The 19,755-nt window shown below is 38.0% G+C and carries 18 protein-coding genes, 2 tRNA genes and 1 pseudogene; 4 read left to right on the forward strand and 17 right to left on the reverse strand.

The window, feature by feature from the left end:
- Nucleotides 1-73 precede the first annotated feature (73 nt).
- The 3 genes from ACGHCK_RS00065 to udk form a co-directional block, all read right to left on the reverse strand.
- A complete protein-coding gene (locus tag ACGHCK_RS00065) occupies nucleotides 74-463 on the reverse strand; it encodes a hypothetical protein (protein WP_251421969.1) in 390 nt (129 codons plus the stop codon).
- A 373-nt stretch (nucleotides 464-836) separates the two neighbouring features.
- Nucleotides 837-1,817 (reverse strand): phosphate acetyltransferase, encoded by a 981-nt coding sequence (pta, locus tag ACGHCK_RS00070; RefSeq protein ID WP_202230531.1) that lies wholly within the window; start codon nucleotides 1,815-1,817, stop codon nucleotides 837-839.
- A gap of 1,369 nt (nucleotides 1,818-3,186) precedes the next feature.
- Nucleotides 3,187-3,816, reverse strand: a complete 630-nt coding sequence (gene udk, locus ACGHCK_RS00075) for a uridine kinase (protein WP_237459947.1) — start codon at nucleotides 3,814-3,816, stop codon at nucleotides 3,187-3,189.
- Between the two features lie 317 nt (nucleotides 3,817-4,133).
- On the opposite strand from udk, the gene ACGHCK_RS00080 reads away from it, so the two are divergent.
- Both ACGHCK_RS00080 and ACGHCK_RS00085 read left to right on the forward strand, forming a co-directional pair.
- Nucleotides 4,134-5,126 (forward strand): Gfo/Idh/MocA family protein, encoded by a 993-nt coding sequence (locus tag ACGHCK_RS00080; protein ID WP_251421996.1) that lies wholly within the window; start codon nucleotides 4,134-4,136, stop codon nucleotides 5,124-5,126.
- A gap of 26 nt (nucleotides 5,127-5,152) precedes the next feature.
- Nucleotides 5,153-5,225 (forward strand) — tRNA-Arg (locus ACGHCK_RS00085).
- A gap of 31 nt (nucleotides 5,226-5,256) precedes the next feature.
- On the opposite strand, the pseudogene ACGHCK_RS00090 reads toward ACGHCK_RS00085, so the two are convergent.
- The 12 genes and pseudogenes from ACGHCK_RS00090 to rimP all read right to left on the reverse strand — a co-directional run.
- A pseudogene (locus ACGHCK_RS00090) lies at nucleotides 5,257-5,379 on the reverse strand (transposase); the annotation flags it as partial.
- Between the two features lie 347 nt (nucleotides 5,380-5,726).
- Nucleotides 5,727-6,245 carry a hypothetical protein gene (locus ACGHCK_RS00095; protein WP_251421967.1) on the reverse strand — a complete coding sequence of 173 codons (519 nt, stop codon included), beginning with the start codon at nucleotides 6,243-6,245 and terminating at the stop codon, nucleotides 5,727-5,729.
- Between the two features lie 98 nt (nucleotides 6,246-6,343).
- A tRNA-Ser gene (locus ACGHCK_RS00100) sits at nucleotides 6,344-6,431 on the reverse strand.
- A 562-nt stretch (nucleotides 6,432-6,993) separates the two neighbouring features.
- Nucleotides 6,994-7,248: a hypothetical protein gene (locus ACGHCK_RS00105; protein WP_202230535.1), complete on the reverse strand. Its 255-nt coding sequence runs from the start codon at nucleotides 7,246-7,248 to the stop codon at nucleotides 6,994-6,996.
- A gap of 5 nt (nucleotides 7,249-7,253) precedes the next feature.
- The gene (locus ACGHCK_RS00110; protein ID WP_251421965.1) at nucleotides 7,254-7,895 is read right to left on the reverse strand and encodes a hypothetical protein; all 642 of its coding nucleotides are present in this window, start codon (nucleotides 7,893-7,895) and stop codon (nucleotides 7,254-7,256) included.
- Between the two features lie 258 nt (nucleotides 7,896-8,153).
- On the reverse strand, nucleotides 8,154-9,110 hold the full coding sequence (manA, locus tag ACGHCK_RS00115) for a mannose-6-phosphate isomerase, class I (protein WP_251421963.1): 957 nt from the start codon (nucleotides 9,108-9,110) through the stop codon (nucleotides 8,154-8,156).
- Nucleotides 9,111-9,376: 266 nt separating this feature from the next.
- A complete protein-coding gene (gene rbfA / locus ACGHCK_RS00120) occupies nucleotides 9,377-9,733 on the reverse strand; it encodes a 30S ribosome-binding factor RbfA (protein ID WP_202230538.1) in 357 nt (118 codons plus the stop codon).
- 38 nt (nucleotides 9,734-9,771) lie between these two features.
- On the reverse strand, nucleotides 9,772-12,471 hold the full coding sequence (infB, locus tag ACGHCK_RS00125; RefSeq protein WP_251421960.1) for a translation initiation factor IF-2: 2,700 nt from the start codon (nucleotides 12,469-12,471) through the stop codon (nucleotides 9,772-9,774).
- Nucleotides 12,472-12,489: 18 nt separating this feature from the next.
- Nucleotides 12,490-12,795, reverse strand: a complete 306-nt coding sequence (locus tag ACGHCK_RS00130; RefSeq protein ID WP_251421957.1) for a YlxQ-related RNA-binding protein — start codon at nucleotides 12,793-12,795, stop codon at nucleotides 12,490-12,492.
- Nucleotide 12,796: 1 nt separating this feature from the next.
- Nucleotides 12,797-13,123: an RNase P modulator RnpM gene (rnpM, locus tag ACGHCK_RS00135; protein ID WP_202230543.1), complete on the reverse strand. Its 327-nt coding sequence runs from the start codon at nucleotides 13,121-13,123 to the stop codon at nucleotides 12,797-12,799.
- A 4-nt stretch (nucleotides 13,124-13,127) separates the two neighbouring features.
- A complete protein-coding gene (gene nusA / locus ACGHCK_RS00140; protein WP_251421953.1) occupies nucleotides 13,128-14,255 on the reverse strand; it encodes a transcription termination factor NusA in 1,128 nt (375 codons plus the stop codon).
- 68 nt (nucleotides 14,256-14,323) lie between these two features.
- Entirely contained in the window at nucleotides 14,324-14,800 is a 477-nt protein-coding gene (gene rimP, locus ACGHCK_RS00145) for a ribosome maturation factor RimP (RefSeq protein ID WP_202230547.1), read from the reverse strand.
- A 275-nt stretch (nucleotides 14,801-15,075) separates the two neighbouring features.
- On the opposite strand from rimP, the gene ACGHCK_RS00150 reads away from it, so the two are divergent.
- Together ACGHCK_RS00150 and ACGHCK_RS00155 are read left to right on the forward strand one after the other, a co-directional pair.
- Nucleotides 15,076-15,471 carry a CidA/LrgA family protein gene (locus tag ACGHCK_RS00150; RefSeq protein WP_251421950.1) on the forward strand — a complete coding sequence of 132 codons (396 nt, stop codon included), beginning with the start codon at nucleotides 15,076-15,078 and terminating at the stop codon, nucleotides 15,469-15,471.
- On the forward strand, nucleotides 15,471-16,169 hold the full coding sequence (locus ACGHCK_RS00155) for an LrgB family protein (RefSeq protein ID WP_251421947.1): 699 nt from the start codon (nucleotides 15,471-15,473) through the stop codon (nucleotides 16,167-16,169). The genes ACGHCK_RS00150 and ACGHCK_RS00155 overlap by 1 nt, the downstream gene beginning before the upstream one ends.
- Nucleotides 16,170-16,236: 67 nt before the next feature.
- Here the strand turns inward: ACGHCK_RS00155 and der are convergent, their stop codons facing one another.
- Together der and ACGHCK_RS00165 are read right to left on the reverse strand one after the other, a co-directional pair.
- Nucleotides 16,237-17,547, reverse strand: a complete 1,311-nt coding sequence (gene der / locus ACGHCK_RS00160; protein ID WP_202230552.1) for a ribosome biogenesis GTPase Der — start codon at nucleotides 17,545-17,547, stop codon at nucleotides 16,237-16,239.
- Nucleotides 17,548-17,718: 171 nt separating this feature from the next.
- Nucleotides 17,719-18,744, reverse strand: a complete 1,026-nt coding sequence (locus ACGHCK_RS00165) for an AI-2E family transporter (protein ID WP_251421944.1) — start codon at nucleotides 18,742-18,744, stop codon at nucleotides 17,719-17,721.
- Nucleotides 18,745-19,755 lie beyond the last annotated feature (1,011 nt).

A 19,755-nucleotide genomic window follows, 5' to 3' on the forward strand; every position in this document is an offset into this window, starting at 1 on the left:
AGTTATTATACCAAAATTTTGTTTATTTTTGGTATTAACCATAAAGGAAAAGAGAGCTTACTACGATAAGCTCTCATACACTGTCCATACGGGCTAAAATAAAAGACAAGACAAAGCACAGTCCTAACGGTAAAGTAACTACCATAACATGCAAGTCCACAAGTGAAACCAAAATATAAAAGCTGCCAATAATCAACTGGTAAAACTGCCATATTCCACCAGTTGGACGATCCATACGAATAAAAGCAACCCAATTTACAATCATAATGGACATGACAATAACAAGGATTAAGGCAAAGAGTTTCAGCAAAAAGATCCCACTATGCCCCGCAATAGACAAGGTCACTTCTAAGTCTTTGACCTCCCAGTTAACTATGAATCGAATAAAGGCAAACATCATTAATACAGCAATAAGGGTCGTAAAAGCACTCCCAATTAAGGCACAAATTTTCGCTCGTTTCATCTTTTCTCCGTTGTTTTAATGACTGTATTTTATAACTATAAGCTTAAACTAATACTAAAGCAGCATATTTCAAATAAGAGCACAAGGCTTAGACCCCACTTCTTTCTCTAAGAAGAATGCACAAATGGGGTACCACTCGCTACGCTCCTTGCGTATTATCATTCTAATCTGCTAAAGCAGAAAGAATGTACAAATGGTTCACCACTCGCTGCGCTCCTTGCGTATTATCATTCTAATCTGCTAAAGCAGAAAGAATGTACAAATGGTTCACCACTCGCTGCGCTCCTTGCGTATTATCATTCTAATCTGCTAAAGCAGAAAGAATGATAATAAAAAACCACGACAGCGTCATGATTTTTTGAATACTTCTGTGTTATTTGAGTGCTTGCGCTGCTGTAATGATGGCAAGTTTATAAACATCTTCCTCATTACTTCCACGAGAAAGGTCAGAGATTGGTGCATTCAAGCCTTGTAAGATTGGACCAATCGCTTCAAAGTTCCCCAAGCGTTGCGCAATTTTATAGCCGATATTCCCAGATTGGATATCTGGGAAGATGAAGACATTTGAATGGCCAGCAACTGAACTTTCTGGTGCTTTTTGTCGTGCTACAGCAGGGGAGAAAGCCGCATCAAACTGCAGTTCACCATCAACATCAATTTCTGGATGTGCTTCTTTTACGAGAGCGGTTGCTTCAACTACTTTCGTCACATCATCTGACTTCCCTGAACCTTTTGTTGAGAATGAAAGCATCGCAACTTTTGGCTCAATATTGAAAAGTTTTGCTGTTTCTGCCGAAGCAACAGCAATGTCTGCCAAAGTGTTCGCATCTGGATTAATATTAATCGCACAGTCTCCGAAGATATATTTTTCATTATCATCGCGACCACGAACCATGATAAAGGCACCGGATACAGACTTCACCCCTGGTTTCGTCTTGATGATTTGCAAAGCTGGACGTACAGTATCTGCCGTTGAGTGAACTGCTCCTGAAACCATACCATCTGCGATTCCCATGTGAACAAGCATTGTTCCAAAATAATTTGGGTCTTTCAAAATTTCACGCGCCTGCTCCTCAGTCACCTTACCCTTACGACGTTCAATAAAAATTTCCACCATCTTTTCAAAACGACTACAGTTCAACGGATCGTAGATTTGGAAACCTTCTGGATTAATCCCACGAGAAATCAAAGTCCCTGTTACTTCCGAAATATTCCCAATAAACACGGGCGTAATGAGCTTGTCTGCATAGAGACGGTTAGCAGCGCCGAGAACACGTGCATCGGTTCCCTCTGGAAAGACAATTTGTAGACCTTTGCCAGAAATTTTTTGTTTGAGCGATTCAAAGAGTTCCATAATTCTTCCTTTTACTATTTTTAGAATTTCATTATTGATTATATCACAAAGTCACAAAAAATGCCTACTTATGTAAACGTTTTTTTGGATATTAGGATGCAATTGCTGAAACTGCAAAATGAAACGTGAAATTTCGACCGTGATAAGCTTGATTAAACGGCCAGAAATCAAAGAATCCTCCAAAGACTCAGGACTATCTTATCGTTTTTTATATTTACTCAGCTTTGTCAACGCAAGGCTAAGCTTACCTCCAACCGACTCCGAGAACCATGAGAGTAGCCAGATTATTCGCCCTATCACAAAGCATTGTCCACTTATTATCTCTTGGAACCCTGCTTGAATGCACGTCCATAAGAAGCAGTTATTTCTTAATTAACCGAGCCTTGAAAAACCATTTCCAGCCCCCACTCCGTTTTAAGAAGCTGAAACATTCTCAACAAACATAGACTTATTTTTAAAAGACAACCTGCTTAATACCTTGACAATCGACTATGGTGCCGCCCACAGTAAAAGCTCTATTTTCTATAATAGAGCCCGCTAAACAATCACACTGCATTTAGAAACAATAAGATGTTGTTAAATTATATATACAATCCATCATACACCATATCAGCACCAGCAACCTATTTACCGACAACATCTGTATTCCTTTGACAGTCTTCTTTGTGTAGATATGCGCCATTTCTCGCAGATGTTCAAAAAGTCTCTCTAGAACGTCATACCTACTCCCATTATACCCAAAAAGGGAAGTTTTCTTGACAAATGACAATGTTTATAAATGAAAATGTAATGTTGCTTATTTCCGATAATTATTTTACCAATCCAGTTGTACTCCAACTGTAATATGTTGGGCATCCTGCTTTAGCAGAATTAAAGAGTTTTGCTTTTTTCATTTTTCTCCTTTCTATTTCTACAAAAAGAATAAATGAGCAACTCTAGAAGCATATGGTGTCATCCATTCTTAAGGTTTAAGTGATGAAAGTATAAATACAATTCAGTAATTTTATCTCTGATTGAGCAATGCCGACAATAATATTATCATGTTTTAGTTAGAAAGTTTCAAGTATAAAAAGTTGCCATTTTATAGCTATTTAAACAATCATTTATGATAAAAATAGTTATTTTTAATAAAATCTATTCACTAAAGGAAACTTTTTCAAGACGATTGGCAATTTAAGAACAAAGTAAATACCATAATATTCACCTCAAAAAAAGATGTGAAATATCGTATTGTATTTCACATCTTTTATTCTATAGCATTTGATTTACAACTGTACCAGACCCTACTAAGATAAGCAGCACTTTAGGTAAAATCCTTCCAGCCAGTAATTGTCATTAATAAAAAGAAAGTCTTCCAATTGTTTCTATATTATTCTTCATGTAAAATACTTGCTATCTTGGTCGTTAAAATATCTACTCCGACAGTATTTGACACGCCTTCTGGAATAATCACATCAGCATAACGTTTGGTTGGTTCAATAAACTGGTGATACATTGGTTTAACAGCGGTCATGTATTGCGTGATTACAGAATCTAAAGTTCTGCCGCGTTCCTCAATATCACGACGAATACGACGAATAATACGCACATCATCATCCGTATCTACAAAGACTTTAATATCCATCAAATTACGTAACTTTTCATTTTCTAAAACCAAGATTCCTTCTACAATCAAGACATCTACAGGTTCTTGACGATAAGTTTTTTCACTTCGTGTGTGCTTGGCATAATCATAGGTCGGAATATCAACGGCACGCCCATTTTGCAGCTCTTTCAACTGAGCAATCAGATAGTCCGTATCAAAGGCTAATGGATGATCATAGTTTGTTTTTGTACGTTCTTCAAATGTCAGCTGTGATTGATCTTTATAGTAACTGTCATGCTCAATCATAGCAATCTTTTCATCCTTAAACATAGATAAAATAGCATGGGAGACGCTGGTTTTTCCACTTGCTGATCCCCCTGTCACACCGATAATCAATGGTTTTTTCAAAATCATTTCTCCATACTTTACATATCCACTCTAGTTTCTCTTCACGGATATTGTGTTATTCCACTTAATTTTATCACAAAACTAAAGTTCATTCAGTTTTGAAACGCCTCCCAAAATCCTATTCGTTTTTATATGCGCTATATACTATTATCATTATCATTCAAGTTCCAATGAAAAGTGACATTCTCAATAATTGCTTCTCTCCTGTATCCCTTGAAATTAAAAAGATACTTTTCATATTCAGCATCACAAATTTTACATGAGTTTTACGAAAAAATTTGCTATAATAGATTTAGTAAATTTCAGATAGGAAATGGAGTATGATGCTTAAACTTGGAATTATCGGTACAGGGTGGATTAGCGGTTCTTTTGTAGAAGCGGCCCACCTCACAAAAAAATATAGCCTTGAAGCTGTTTACTCGCGTAATCTTGAAAGTGCAGTGTCGTTTACTGAGGACTTTGATGACGTTGAACTTTATGATGACTTAGATGATTTTTTTAAGCATGATTTGGACATTGTCTACATTGCAAGTCCTAACGCTATCCACTTTGAGCAAGCCAAAGCAGCAATTTTAGCTGGAAAGAATATTATTGTAGAAAAACCAGCTTTTTCAAATCCGCAAGAACTCTCTGAAATCATTAGGCTTTCAGATGAAAATAATGTTCTCTTTTTTGAAGCTGCACGAAACATCCATGAAGCATCTTTTGAGACAATCAACTTGTTCTTAGCGGACAAAAAAATAGTGGGCGCTGATTTTACCTATTCAAAATATTCTTCTAAAATGCCTGCTCTCTTAGCTGGGAAACTTCCTAATAAATTTAACAGTAAATTTTCTGGTGGGTTGCTTGCTGACTTAGGCGTTTATTTGCTCTATGCAGCTATCTACTGGTTTGATAAACCGCAATCTGCCTGCTATGATGCCGTAATTTTACCGAGTGGTGTAGATATTTCTGGTATTGGTAGCCTAGACTATGGGGATTTTAAAGTCGCTATCAAATGCGCTGGAAATCTAACAAGCTATCTTTCATCCGAGATTTATACAGACCAAGGTACTTTAATTTTGGATGGTGTTCATGCAATTACCTCTGCCAAATTTATCAAATATGATGGCAGCAAGGAAGTCCTTAAAATCACCCCTCCAAAACACTCTCTCTACGATGAGGCACTCCACTTCGCTGAAATTATCGAAACGAAGTCAACGCCAGCCGCGCATGCACTTTATAAATCTTTGCATCAACTGGCCCAAGATGTTTCAGAAACAAGTTATATGATGCGCCAAAGCGCTGGAATCGTCTTTGAAGCAGACAAAAATTAATCTCTGGCTCCTTGAAGGAGTCTTCTGATCCCTTAGTTAAATTGGATATAACCCGGACCTCCTAAGTCTGAATCGCCAGTTCGAATCTGGCAGGGATCATCAAAAGCAATTGTTTTGAAAAAGCTACCGATAAATCATGAAAGTCTGAACGAACATTATTATAAATCACTTTTCGTCTATACTTTGGAGTAAAAACGATATGATATTTGCACATCCATTTGGTATGTGATAAGCTGTAGCTAGTTTTTGCCATTTCTTTCTCCTTCTTTTTGAGCCTGAACACTCTAATTATACTAGGAGAAAGAAATGGAGGCTATAAGCCTTATCAGCCACCCGTTCAACGGGTGGTTTTTTCATCGTCAACTTCGTTGCCGACTGGCTCGAAGCCAGAATAAAAAATGGAACCTGGATGTCAAGGTTCCGTTTTTGTGATTTTTGAATGATTCTTCTTCAGAAATCCAATGCAGAAGGAGAATATGTTACTGCAAAAGTATTAGGCCACTTTGTTAGAGAACCTATAGACATTTATTTAGGGAGATTGAAAATAAGGGATTTGATAAAATTAGTAGTCTTTAGAAAAAGAATCCTAGTTAATACTAACTAGGATTCTTTTTCTAATCGCTTTACTCTTTTTGTAAGCTTTCTTATCTTCCTTGGTATGAAAAATTTTTCCTTATCTATTGAATAAGTTGGGAACGTTTTTTTCATAGAGACTTTAATTGGTATTCTTAGCTCTCCCGCATCACCACGTCCAGTATTTATTTGATATATTTGATGATAGTATTTTCCGTTTAAGCAAAGGAACTGCAAAATATAATAGTCATTGTGTCCAATGGGAAGATTATCCTCGGAGTTATTTAGCTTAACTTCTTCATTTACTTTTATAGTCCTAATGTTATGAATAAGGGACACAATAGAATCTTTTTTATCTAGATTGGGAGTAATTCTGTATATGGATACATTAAACGCAGAAGTATCTCCCATATTTTTTATCTTAGAATATCGTTCTTCAAAGGACAGGAAAGCCAGTTTCTCCTCTCTTAATTGTATCCTTAGAACAAAAAAAGAAACAATTGCACCAATTACTGAAGTAATGGCTGCAGTTATAATTTCCGTCAAAATATTAACTCCTTAAAATGAAAAGGGGCAAATTTATGGGTAAATAAAAAAATTTCCATTAAATCTTCTTGATAAGTAAATCCTAAAGAAATATTTTAAGGAGAATATGGGATTCGAACCCATGCGCGGTTTTACCCACCTATACACTTTCCAAGCGTACCTCTTCAGCCTCTTGAGTAATTCTCCAAATAGAAGCAAAACACTTCAGAACATATTATATCATATTATCATTATAAATGTGAAACTAAACTCATCTAATCAAGAAAACCTTCGGACTGTTCCAGGATAATGATGTGTTTATATGTGTGGCTTGATTTCATGAAAATATTTTGTTTGAAAATCTCCCCTTCCATATATTTTACTCCTCGCTCTATCAAGCTTCTTGTAAAACCACATTTTATCCTCATAATTTCGAGGAGTTGAATTCAAGAAAAAACTCTCCCATATTGTCACGGAAGAGTAAGGAGTTTTATGAAAAAATTTTATCGGAACATATGTATTGTACTGCTTATTTCTTAAAAATGGCTCAAATCAAAATAAAGTGAAACAAAAATGATTTATTTAGTCCTGAAGTATCGTGTTGAAAACAAAAGGATAAGACAGTTTTCAATGCTGATGAAAAGCCCTGCTTATCCAAAATCTATAAAAATAGAACCGTGTAGTTGAAGCTATTCCACTGTTTTGCTTTCATGATTTAGTATTGATTTTCAGCAGTTTCAGACCCTACAACCTCTTTTCTTAATCCCTCTTACTTCATTTCATTATTTAATTTTTCTGAACGATCTTCTTCATCTTTTCGTTCTTGAGCTTTTTTTGTGCGGTGTAATGCTCTGAGCCTTTGTTTCTTTTTGCCATGATAGATTCCTAAAGCATATATGGGAATAGAGATAAAGAAGAGAAGAACCATCTCTATAAGTGTCATCCGCTCAGAAAACAGAAGCAACACAGAAAAAATCACTACAAATGTAAAGACATAATAAGCACGGTTTTTATTTTTACTCATAGGCATTATGGAAGTGATACTGTTCGAGACAAAGAGACACGTGGAATGTAGACACCGACACTTACACGGCGAACTCTATTTTGTACCGCCTCTCGAACAGCTCCTACAACACCTCCTGCAATAATAGCAACGACACCTGCCGTATGTGGGGTTGTTGCAAAAATTTTTAATGCAAATTTAACTTGTCCTCCCGCATAAAGGCCCGCTGCCCAAGCATTCATTGACCGAACTCTTGGTCCTAAGTTAATATGTAGTCCTACAAATCCCCGAGCACGCAGGGGGCTCTCTTGTACATTACCTGCATCTGCGATAATCAACTTCGCATCTTTTTCTGAAATCCCAAGGGCAGTTAAATCCTTGACTGTTGCATTAAACTGAGCATTACCATTTTTATCAAATGAATAAAAATCTGCGATAGCATCGGCTATTTTTTGATCTTGGTCAGACAAGGCAACATCAGTTTTTATATCTTCTGTAATATCGAGGTGTACGGTATCATTGTAAATCTCAAATTTTTCTGGAGCTCGCTCTTGCACTAAATTTACATCATTTGCTTGAACTACACCAACTGCTGAGGGTAACGTTGCTGATAACAAAGTTAGTCCTGAAATGCTCATAATCATAACTTTCTTTAATTTTTTGTTCAATAAGTTCTTCCTTTCTCAACTTTGAATTGAACTATTTTTTTCTAGCTCACTCATTTGCAAATCCCTCTTCTAAATTTTCTGCTCCTTTCACGAAAAGGCTTTCATCTATGTTCTTGAGAAAAGCTTAACAAGCCAACCTTAAGCAAGGCTGAATTTAAGACAATATTCAGATGATTCTGAAAGCCAAATATGGCATGCTTTGTTTAAAATCTAAAATTATACATAAAAAAACGTCCGTAAAGACGTTTCGCTTTTCTATTAGTGGGCGACTGGATTACTTGCAATAATTTCCATATTTCCTGAAAGTTCCCATTTATCAATGCCTGTAGGAAGAATAAAGTGGTCTCCCTTCGATAGTGGATAAGTATTGTCTGCCACAATAAGTTCCCCTTGCCCCTCAAGAACTGAAACCAGCATATAGTCTGCTCTTGCTTCAAAAGCTTGTCTACCATGGATTGACCATTTGTAAACATCAAAGAACTCTGAGTTGACCAAGGTACTTAAGTCAGCATTCTCTCCCTTAATGACCTGAATCTTATTTTCTGGTGTTTGGTCTCCTGGGATATGTAGCACATCAATAGACTGCTGGATATGCAACTCACGAAGATTGCCTTGGTCATCTTTGCGGTCAAAGTCATATACACGGTAAGTCGTATCACTGGATTGTTGTGTTTCCAGGATAACAATGCCCGCACCGATAGCGTGCATCGTTCCTGCTGGTACATAAAAAAAGTCTCCGGCTTTGACTTTCACTTTGCGAAGGAGGTGACTCCAGTCAGCAGATTGAATCATTTTCTTCAGTTCTTCACGGGATGTTGCATTATGACCATAAATAATTTCAGAGTCTTCTTCTGCAGAAATGATATACCAGCATTCGGTTTTTCCGAGCTCTCCCTCATGTTTCATACCATATTCGTCATTCGGATGAACTTGGACAGAAAGCCAATCATTAGCATCCAAAATTTTTGTCAGGAGTGGAAAGACTTTCTCATCAGTATTACCAAAAAGCTCACGATGCTGATCAAATACCTTATCAAGCTTTTGCCCAGAAAATTGACCATTTTTTATGGTTGATACACCATGTGGGTGAGCCGAAATTGCCCAATATTCTCCAATTTTATCGGAAGGTAAATCATAACCAAAGCTTTTAAGATGTTCGCCACCCCAGAGTTTCTCTTGCAATACGGAATCTAGAAATAAAGGTTCTACTGACATTTTTTCTCCTCAACTGTTTATTATCACTTCGTTCATTATAGCACATATTTGGAAATTTCCGGTATCTATAACACATAAATAGATTCTATATCTTTCGCGCATCGTTTTCATCGGTTTTGCCTTCGATAAAAATAAAATTTTTTCAGGTTGGTACACTCCTATGAATTACTGTAAACCTACGGACAGGATAATCTTTAAGTTCCTTTATTACTTCAAACTTCTCTCTAAAAAAATAAGCCTTCAAAACTTAAGGCTTATTTTTTGGATCACTCTTCTGATTTATTCAAATTGCGGAGAAGTTCATCGATTTTTGAACCGTATTCGACAGATTCATCTTTGGCAAACTTCAAATCCGGGATGCGATACATGGTCATACGTTGCGCTAATTCGCGCTTAATAAGACCCGTAGCTTTTTCCAGACCTTTCTTAGCTTTTTCATTGTCACTGGCAAGAGTTGAAAGCAGACTATAGTAAACGGTAGCTTGACTCAAATCACCAGTCACCTGAACATCTGTGATATTCACTTCTTGAACGCGGGGGTCGCGAATCTTGTGGCGTAAAATGTCATTAATTTCACGTTGAATTTCAACAGCCACACGATCACTGCGGAAGGAAGTGCCCATACTTATTCTCCTTTTTTATTTTTTTATAGAAATTATCCTTAACGTTTAATTTCAACCATTTTATAGACTTCGAAAGTGTCATCGACAAGAATGTCATTGTAGTTTTCAATCATCAAACCACCCTCTTGTGCATTACCAACTTCTTTCACATCATCCTTATAGTGTTTCAAGCTAGCAATAGCTCCGTCATGAATAACAACACCATCACGGATTACACGAACGCTGGCATCACGTTGAACTTTACCACGAATGACCATAAAGCCAGCAATAGTACCAACTTTAGAAACATTAAATGTTTCACGAACAACTGCTTCACCGATAATTTCTTCTTTGTATTCAGGATCAAGCATACCACGCATGGCTGTTTCGATTTCCTCAATAACTTTATAGATGATGCTGTGGAGACGAATATCTACATCTTCATGTTCTGCTTGCTCACGCGCTAGACCTGTTGGACGTACGTTGAAACCGATAATGATCGCATTTGAGGCTGCAGCTAGTGACACATCTGACTCACTGATAGCACCTACAGCAGCATGGACGATATCCACTTTTACACCTTCAACATCAATCTTTTGAAGAGAGGCCGCTAAGGCTTCCGCTGTCCCTTGCACGTCTGCCTTAATGATGATATTAACAGTTTTAACTTGTCCTTCTTTAAGAGTATCAAAAAGATTGTCAAGACTGACACGGCGCGTGCTTTGACGTTTAATCAGTTGGGCACGTTTGGCACGTTCTTCACCGGCTGCTCGTGCAGATTTTTCATCTTCAAAAACAGCGAAGTGATCACCAGCTTGTGGTACATCAGATAAACCTGTCAATTCGACTGGCGTTGACGGTGAGGCTTCTTTGATACGACGGCCAAGGTCATTCGTCATCGTCCGTACACGTCCGTAAGTATTACCAACAACGATTGGATCTTGCATATGAAGTGTACCTTGTTGTACTAAAAGTGTTGCAATAGCACCACGGCCTTGATCCAGACGTGCTTCAACTACTGTACCAATCGCACGTACTGTTGGGTCTGCTTTGAGTTCTTGTATTTCAGCAACAAGCAAGATGGTTTCCAAAAGAGCATCAAGGTTTTGATTGAACTTGGCTGAAATTTCAACAAACTCAGATTCTCCACCCCAAGCTTGTGACATTACACCATGTTCAGCCAGCTCTTGAATAACACGTTGCGGATTAGCCCCTGGCTTATCAATTTTATTAATCGCAACGATAATCGGAACTCCAGCAGCTTTTGAGTGGTTGATGGCTTCAATCGTTTGCGGCATGACACCATCATCAGCAGCAACAACCAAAATTGTAATATCTGTTACTGAGGCACCACGTGCACGCATGCTTGTGAAAGCCTCATGTCCAGGTGTATCCAAGAAGGTAATCTTCTTATCTCCCGCTTTGATTTGATAAGCGCCGATATGCTGCGTGATACCACCAGCTTCTCCTTCAGTGACACGTGACTCACGGAAGCGATCAAGCAAGGTTGTTTTACCATGATCGACGTGCCCCATAATCGTAACAACTGCTGGACGTTCCACCATCTCCTCTTCGTTCAGATAGCCTTCTTCAACAAAGAGACGCTCAATATCAGATGCATCTTCTTCAACTTTTTTAATAGGCGTAATGCCATAATCCATGAGAATCAATTCTAAGGTATCTTCGTCAAGAGATTGATTTTGATTAACCATTGTCCCCATCATGAAAAGTTTTTTGATGATTTCTGCTGGTTCACGTTTGATAGCTTTAGCAATGTCTTGAACATTCATCCCTTCAGCATATTCTACTGATTCTGGTAATTCATGGAATTTACGTGTAGATACTGGAGCAGTCGATTGTTGATTTTTCCCTCGACGGCCCTTTTGATTCCAATTTGAGTTGCGTGCATTACGGACTTGATTTCGGCTATCATTAACGCGAAGTGGTCCACCTGGGCGACGGCCTTCTGAAGTTTTGTTGTGCTCATTTTTCTTGCGCTCACGGTCTCGACGGCTATTACTCTTAGCTGGAGCTACTGGAGCAGTGAATACTTCTGCTGAAGGGGTGCTTTCAAACTTGCCTCCGCGATTTTGGTTATCATTTTTGCGACGGTTATCGTTTTGATTGCGTCCTTGGCCTCCACGGCGGTTGTCGTTGTTACGGCGATCATTTTGACGGAGTTCTTGACGAGCAGCATCTTTCTTCGCTGCTTCTTTTTTGATGTCTTCTGCACGTTTTACAACTTTAATCTGAATCCTTGGTTTTTTATCCAATGCTTTTTTCGGTTCTTCTTTCACTGGCTCAGTAGTTTTATCTTCTTGCTTTTTCGTTGCTGGAGCTTCTGATTTTTTCTCTACTTTTGGCACTGTTTGTTCTTGTTTTACTGCTTGGGTTTCTTCTACTTTTGGCTCAACTTTAGCTTCTGCCTCAAGTTTCGCAGCCTTTTCTGCCTCTTCTTTAGCTTTAATGCGCGCTAGGATGGCAGGATCTTCAACAACCGCTTTCCCTGCAAATGTGCGTGGTGCATCCTCTTTTTTCTTCCCGGCTTTTGAGTCAGCATTTTTTACTGAGAGTGAGGCATTCTCACTTGCCATCACGCCTGATTTGACATGTGCAATGATTTTTTCTGCTTCGGCTTCTGTTACCGAACTTGAGTGAGCTTTAACAGCCATTCCCAATTCTTGTGCTGCTGACACAAGTTCAGCATTTTTCAATCCTGTTTCTTTTGCGATTTGATTAATTCGTTTTTTATCAGACAATGTTGCCCTCCTTATTTTTTAGTTAGTCATAAGGCTCTCCATTTTCTTTGCAAATCCATCATCAGCAATAGCTAATACCTTTCGGTTAGCTCCAATTGCCATTGACAGTTCATTTACTGAGAACGTTTGTAACACGCTTACCTCATAGTAACTCGATTTATCGGTGATTTTTTTGATTAAATTCTCGGAAGCATCATGCGCGACGAAAACTAAGCTTGCTCTACCTATTTGAATGGCTTTGACGACTAGCTCCTCGCCTGTGATAACTTTTCCTGCACGCTTGGCAAGACCGAGTAAGTTTAATATTTGTTTTGTACTATCCATATTAGTCGTAATCCGGTGCTAAGTCTACCGAGTATGTAGCTCCTGCTAACTCACGGCGCGCGACTTGGTGTTCAACATAATTGATCAGTTCATCATAAAACTCATCTGCGATTTTTGTACTGAATGTACGATCAAAGACACGTCTTTTTTTGGCAAGTTGTGCTTCTTCATTGGATAAAGCAATGTAAGCCCCTCGTCCATGTGCTTTTCCTGTCGGGTCAATAGAAATTTCCCCTTCTTTGTTAAAAGCAATACGTAAAAGGTCTCGTTTCGCGATTTGTTCACCAGATACTACTGATTTTCTCATGGGAGTTTTTCTTTGTTTCATAGGCTTATTCTTCAGTGCTTGCTTCTTCTAAAACAGCTTCAGCAACTTCTTCTGTAAATTCATCCACTTCTTCAACAAGTGCATCAAGCTCAACCATTTCTTTTTGGAAATCTTCTTCTGACTTGATGTCGATTTTACAATTAGTAACATGGGCTGCAAGGCGGACGTTTTGGCCTCGTTTACCGATAGCCAATGACAATTGATCTTGAGCAACAACTGCAATTGCTGAACCATCTTCACGAATCGCCACCTGTTCGATGCGTGCAGGTTTGAGCGCATTAGCAATCAGTGTTGCTTTGTCGGCATTGTATTCGATGATATCCATCTTTTCCCCCGAAAGCTCACGGATAATTCCTTGAATACGTGCGCCTTTTGTACCAACCATAGTACCTATGGCATCCACATTCTCATCATGACTCTCAACGATAACTTTCGCACGATCGCCTGCATCCCGCGCAACCGATTTGATTTCCACTGTTCCATCGTAAACTTCAGGAATTTCTTTTTCAAACATACGTTTGAGCATATCTGGTGCTGTCCGGCTAATAAATACACGCGTACCTTTAGGAGTCAAAAGAACATCCGTCACATAGACTTTAACCTTGTCTCCAACATGATAACTTTCTTGACTGATACGATCTTTTGCTGTTAAGAGTGCATCAACGCGTCCCAAGTTAACATAAACGGCACGTGCATCAACTTTTTCAACTGTTCCTGTGATAATTTCATCTTTATAACGGCTATACTCGTTATAGATGATTGTGCGTTCTTCTTCACGCATTTTTTGCATAATTACTTGCTTGGCCGCACCAGCTGCTGTACGTGCAAAATCTTTTGGTTTTTCTTCAAACATGATTTTGTCGCCAATTTCATAATGTGGGTTAAGTTCTTGGGCATCTTCAAGCGAAATTTCAAGACGACTGTCAAAGACTTCATCAACGACTTCACGTGTCGAATAAACATTGAAGTTCCCTTTTTTTTCATCAAAAATAACTTTTACATTTTGCGCTTGACCATATTGGCGTTTATAAGCTGCCGTGATAGCTTGCTCAATAGCTTCAATAACTATCTCTTGTTTAATGCCTTTTTCTTCTTCTAGCATTGCAAAGGCGTTAAGCATTTCCTTGCTCATTTTGCTTTTTCCTCTTTCTTGCGTTTTTTGGAAAATATTTTAATTTTTATTTTTAGTGTCAAGATTTCTTAAAGCTTAACCAAAGTCGTTGCTTTTGAAATCTTATCTGCTGGAATTTCAACTGTTTTCTTACGGGCTTTGTCCATATACTCAACAGTCAAGATGTTATCCTCGTACTTCACCAAATCACCAACGAATTCTTTTTCGCCTTCGATTTTTTGATAAAGCTTTACAAGAATATAATCACCAACAGCATCTCGAAAATGCTCAGCCTTTTTAAGTGGACGTTCAGCACCAGGACTGACTACTTCAAGCATATAACCCTCTGTCGGGAAGGGGTCTGGTGAAATAGTATCCAGCAAGGGCGAAAGAATTTCACTTAAGTCTGCTGTGTCTTGAATGGTAATTCCTTCCGCCTTGTCTACCAAGAGTCGCAAAACCATATCCCCGCCAAGCTTCTCCCACTCGACATCGATAAGTTCAAACTCCTCTGGTAAGTGAGGCAAGATGAATTCCTCCACTGTTTTCACAAGTGTTTCTGACATCTCTTCTCCTTTCAGAAAACAACACAGAAAGAGCGCTCCCTCGAACGCTCCTTTCTAGTAGTTTTTATTTAGACCTATTATAACATATTTTAACTCGATGTCAAGCCCCGTGATTATGAAAAAAATTTCCCACGGACATCTGCTCAAATACTGCCCTTATTTCCATGAAGTACTTTAGATATCTTCCTTGGCATTCTGTGGCTCCTTCTTAAAATTCTTGATAATCTGGTCTTAAAGGGCTATGATAAAAAGAGTGTAATTTATAGGAGATTTTTATGAAAATTTATTTTCAATTACTTATTATTTTTGGTTTTTCTTTTGCGGGAGATACGCTATCGAACAGTTTGCATCTTCCTATTCCCGGAAGTATTTTAGGAATGATTTTTTTATTCCTTGCGCTGCAATTTAAGGTTTTAAAATTCACCGATGTGGATGAAGTTGGAAGCTTCTTAATCAATAACATGACGATTTTATTCTTACCTGCTGGAGTGGGCATCATGGCCAAATGGCCCTTAATTTCCAACTTTTGGTGGCAAATAGCCTTGATTATTCTTCTTGCCCTTATCGTGAATGTCTTTGTTTTAGGTCATTTGGTTCAATTTATCAAAGTCAAATATGAGGGGGATTACCTCGAACCTGAATTATTAAAAAATAAAAGAGAGGTACACTGATGGATACCATTACTTCTAGCCCGCTGTTTGGATTAACTCTGACACTTTTAATATTTATTGTTGGTGTACGTATCAATGAAAATATACGTAAACCTTGGACAAATCCTTTGCTTTTTGCTACTCTCGTTATTATTTTGATTTTGGTGGTAGCTAAAATACCCTATGAGAATTATTACAAAGGAGGCGCGATATTAAATGACTTGATTGGTCCTTCAACTGTTGCCTTAGGTATTCCTTTGTATAAAACCTTTCAGCTTATGAAACACCATGCACGCTCTATTTTAATCAGTATCGCTGCTGCTGCCCTTATCAATACAGTTATTACAGCCTTATTGTTAAAATTTTTTGGTTTATCAAAATTAGCTTCCTTGTCTCTTTTTCCAAAATCTGTAACCACTGCTATGGCTATTGGAATAACGGAAAAAATGCAAGGTGTTACAACGATTACGGTTGTGGTCGTCGTGGCTACCGGAATCCTAACCAGTGTTCTTGGTGTGTCATTGATGAAACTCTTTAAAATTGAAGATTCTGTTGCCCAAGGTGTCGTTCTTGGCGGCACTGGACATGCTGTGGGCACAGGTACTGCCATTGAACTGGGAAAAGTTCAAGGTGCAATGGGAGCTTTAGCTATTGGTGTAACTGGGATTATGTATGTTATTTTTGCACCCTTAGTGGCTCATATTATTCTTGGGTATTGAGACATGTCTGCGTGAAGTGCCGATAAGTTATGATAAAAAGCTTGAAAATTAACTTCAAGCTTTTTTATTATTTACGCTTACGTGCAATCAAATGAATCGGTGTACCTTCAAAGACAAAGGCTTTACGGATTTGATTTTCTAAGAAGCGCATATAAGAGAAATGCATGAGTTCTTCTTCATTAACGAAGATTACAAATGTTGGGGGCTTCACTGCAACTTGTGTTGCATAGAAAATCTTCAAACGTTTCCCTTTATCTGTCGGTGTCGGATTAATCGCTACCGCATCCATAATGACATCATTCAAGACAGAACTTGAAATACGGAGATTTTGAGAATGATGAATTTCCTTAATCATATCTGGAAGTTTGTGGAGACGTTGACCTGTTTTAGCTGAAACATACACAATCGGCGCATAATCAAGAAATTTAAATTTCCAGCGGATATCTTCCTCAAATTTTTTCATGGTGTAGTTATCTTTTTCAAGTGTGTCCCACTTGTTGACCACGAGAAGAATTCCCTTGCCGGCATCATGCGCGAAACCTGCGATGCGCATGTCATATTCACGAATTCCTTCTTCTGCATTGATAACCATGAGGACAATATCGCTCCGATCAATGGCACGCATGGCGCGCATCACAGAGTATTTTTCTGTGTTTTCATAAATTTTCCCTGATTTACGCATCCCTGCTGTATCAATCATGAGGAACTCTTGCCCTTCAGCATCCGTAAAACTTGTATCAATCGCATCACGCGTTGTACCTGCCACAGGGCTGGCAATGACACGCTCTTCTCCAAGAATGGCATTAATCAAACTCGATTTACCAACATTTGGTCGACCAATCAAACTGAACTTGATGACATCTGGATTTTCTTCTTCTGTTTCTGTTGGGAGATTTTCAATGATTGCATCAAGAAGATCCCCTGTTCCCAAGCCGTGAACAGCGGATACTGGATAAGGTTCTCCAAGTCCGAGTGAGTAGAAGTCGAAAATTTCCATGCGACGTTCAGGGTTATCCACTTTATTGACAACGAGGATAACTGGTTTGTCTGTTCGATAGAGGATTTGCGCCACATGTTCGTCAGCATCTGTAATCCCTGTTTCGCCATCCACAACGGCAACAATGACATCCGCTTCTTCCATCGCAATCTCTGCTTGGGCACGGATTTGTGTCATGAAAGGCTCATCCGAAAGTTCAATCCCTCCTGTATCAATAAGTGAGAATTTTTTATTCAGCCACTCGCCTGTGGCATAAATACGGTCACGTGTCACTCCAGGAACATCTTCAACAATCGAGATACGTTCCCCAGCAATACGGTTAAAAATTGTGGACTTCCCAACATTCGGTCGGCCAACAATAGCTACTGTAGGTAGTGTCATTTATTTTTTTATCCTTTTCTTATCAGTAATAAGCTCTTTTCTCTTATTCACCCTCTTCTTTCCACACGAAAGAGAAAAAGCATACACTGTAATTGTAACATTTTACTGACTTTTTTTATAGCTCTGCCCTTTCACTTCAAAAGTGTGACAAAAAACTCAGAGTACTCAAAATTATTTTTTTATGTTTTTAATCGGAATCTCTTTAACGCCGAGTAAATCTAAAGCAAAGTTAAAAATTGGAATACCTACAATTAACCCCCAAACGCCAAAGAAATGTTCCCCTAAAAAAAGAATGACAAAGGTATAAAACATCGGCAGCTTTGCCTTGTGCGCCATAAGATGTGGATTCAGCACATAAGATTCCAGAGCATGAATCAGGGCTATAATCAGTAAAACCAAAATAACGTCCTTAATCCCACCAATTGAATAGCCAATAATCGATAAAGGTACACAAGAGATTAGAACTCCAGCCACAGGAATAAGACTAAGCAGGAAAATCATTACTCCTAGACTCAATAGTTCAGGAAATCCCATGAAACTTAGTGCTACAATCGTTAAAAGAGTGTTAACCACTGCGATAATAAACTGTGTTTCCAATACTACACCAAATCCAGTAAAGAATTTGCTGACAAGATAGTAGGTGTCTTCAAAGAACCATGCAAAATCACTTTTTAGGAAAAGTTTTGAAAACTTGTTGGTTTCCTTACGATCAATCGTAAAAAAGAAACTCATTAAAAAAGCAAAAAGAACTATCAATAATCCCTTTCCAAAACTAGTCAAATAGTTAACAAGTGTTCCCAAACTGCTTTGAATTTTATCTGCAAGATTGTATTCCTTGAAAAGCGTATAAATCGAATCCATCAGAGTACTCCCTCCGTGATTATTGCTTTGATAAAACTTGTTCACTGCATTGATTAAATGTGTAACTTGATTGACCAAAACAGGAATATACTCTGTAATTCCCAAATAAGCTAAAAAGAGAATTACTCCATAAAGGATAAAACCACTTATTTTTCCGGGGAGTTTTATTTTTCTCTCAACAAAACTTACAAATCGATAAGCGAGATAGCTAAACACGAAGGTCAAAAGCGTGAGTGGGAGAATGCTTCTCAAAAAATAGAGCATAACGACCAAAAATGCTAAGACCATCCATCTGCGTAGCTTCTCATTTTTTATAAACTTTTGGTAGTATTCCATGATTCTTCCTTTATCCATTTCTTATTAAGTTAAACAATTCCAGCTTAAAATTTTCAGACATCTAAATTATATCATGTTCAGTATAGAAAAAGATACATCCAAAGACGTATCTCAGACTATAGAGTGTGAGACACAGGTCCCTCCTCCTTCTTAAAGTGACTAAAAGCTACTTGCCTAAGTCTTGAGCTTGCCCGCATAAAAGAGAAATTAGTCTCACTCCCACCATAGGAACACACACACTTCCCCAGTCAAAGCCAAAGCATAAACCTTCATCTCTTTCAATCTTAGAGTAGCATAATGCTTATAAGTATTCGAGCTCTGTTGTCTTCTGGTAATCTGTTTTAATATTTTTCAGATTGGGTGTCAAAAATCAGCTCAACAATTTGCGAGCCTCTTAACGTAATGAGCATCATAAAAGGACTGTTCGGCTACAGTCTGAGATTAAAATGTTACTCTTGATTTTTGATACTCACATAGCGCTTTGCCTATTTTTTATTTTTTTTGTCTAAAATAATACCTATAATATTTATTATCACAACTGCTGCTAACAGTATATTTAATATCAATTGCCCCCAAAAACTACTGTTCAACACAAAAGAGATAAATAAGCTAATTAAAATTAGAATTATTGCAACACATTTATAAATTCGGTTATAATTGTTCATTGAAAACCTACTCCCCAAACTATGGCTCCTGAGCCTGCAATAGGAACAAATTGAGGAGATGAGTTAAAAACAATACCTCCTGGAATATTACTTGCTGCCAGTCCTAATACTCCAAGAGCAGCTATAACTGCTCTTGCTGGAACATAAACCGAACCTATTGTACATCCTACTTGAAATGCAGCAATAAAATAAAATAATATACTTTAATTTCTCTTGCATGGAAGCCATAAAGACAATAAAAATATAAGTAAGAACGGGATGTATAACCATTTGAGGTCTGGAAAAACAAAAGGAAGAACAAAAATCAATATACAAAGAATAGTTTGAAAGATTTTTAGCTTCATAA

This window comes from Lactococcus muris (assembly GCF_042849115.1).
In the GTDB taxonomy this organism is placed as follows: domain Bacteria; phylum Bacillota; class Bacilli; order Lactobacillales; family Streptococcaceae; genus Lactococcus; species Lactococcus muris.

What these genes read in the sequence shown, in the direction of transcription:
- pta (WP_202230531.1), bottom strand. Translation starts at nt 1,817, where the DNA reads ATGGAACTCTTTGAATCGCTCAAACAAAAAATTTCTGGCAAAGGTCTA.
- ACGHCK_RS00105 (WP_202230535.1), bottom strand. Translation starts at nt 7,248, where the DNA reads ATGAGTAAAAATAAAAACCGTGCTTATTATGTCTTTACATTTGTAGTG.
- ACGHCK_RS00080 (WP_251421996.1), top strand. Translation starts at nt 4,134, where the DNA reads ATGCTTAAACTTGGAATTATCGGTACAGGGTGGATTAGCGGTTCTTTT.
- rimP (WP_202230547.1), bottom strand. Translation starts at nt 14,800, where the DNA reads ATGTCAGAAACACTTGTGAAAACAGTGGAGGAATTCATCTTGCCTCAC.
- manA (WP_251421963.1), bottom strand. Translation starts at nt 9,110, where the DNA reads ATGTCAGTAGAACCTTTATTTCTAGATTCCGTATTGCAAGAGAAACTC.
- udk (WP_237459947.1), bottom strand. Translation starts at nt 3,816, where the DNA reads ATGATTTTGAAAAAACCATTGATTATCGGTGTGACAGGGGGATCAGCA.
- ACGHCK_RS00165 (WP_251421944.1), bottom strand. Translation starts at nt 18,744, where the DNA reads ATGGAATACTACCAAAAGTTTATAAAAAATGAGAAGCTACGCAGATGG.
- nusA (WP_251421953.1), bottom strand. Translation starts at nt 14,255, where the DNA reads ATGAGCAAGGAAATGCTTAACGCCTTTGCAATGCTAGAAGAAGAAAAA.
- ACGHCK_RS00155 (WP_251421947.1), top strand. Translation starts at nt 15,471, where the DNA reads ATGGATACCATTACTTCTAGCCCGCTGTTTGGATTAACTCTGACACTT.
- ACGHCK_RS00065 (WP_251421969.1), bottom strand. Translation starts at nt 463, where the DNA reads ATGAAACGAGCGAAAATTTGTGCCTTAATTGGGAGTGCTTTTACGACC.
- rnpM (WP_202230543.1), bottom strand. Translation starts at nt 13,123, where the DNA reads ATGAAACAAAGAAAAACTCCCATGAGAAAATCAGTAGTATCTGGTGAA.
- der (WP_202230552.1), bottom strand. Translation starts at nt 17,547, where the DNA reads ATGACACTACCTACAGTAGCTATTGTTGGCCGACCGAATGTTGGGAAG.
- rbfA (WP_202230538.1), bottom strand. Translation starts at nt 9,733, where the DNA reads ATGGGCACTTCCTTCCGCAGTGATCGTGTGGCTGTTGAAATTCAACGT.
- ACGHCK_RS00150 (WP_251421950.1), top strand. Translation starts at nt 15,076, where the DNA reads ATGAAAATTTATTTTCAATTACTTATTATTTTTGGTTTTTCTTTTGCG.
- ACGHCK_RS00130 (WP_251421957.1), bottom strand. Translation starts at nt 12,795, where the DNA reads ATGGATAGTACAAAACAAATATTAAACTTACTCGGTCTTGCCAAGCGT.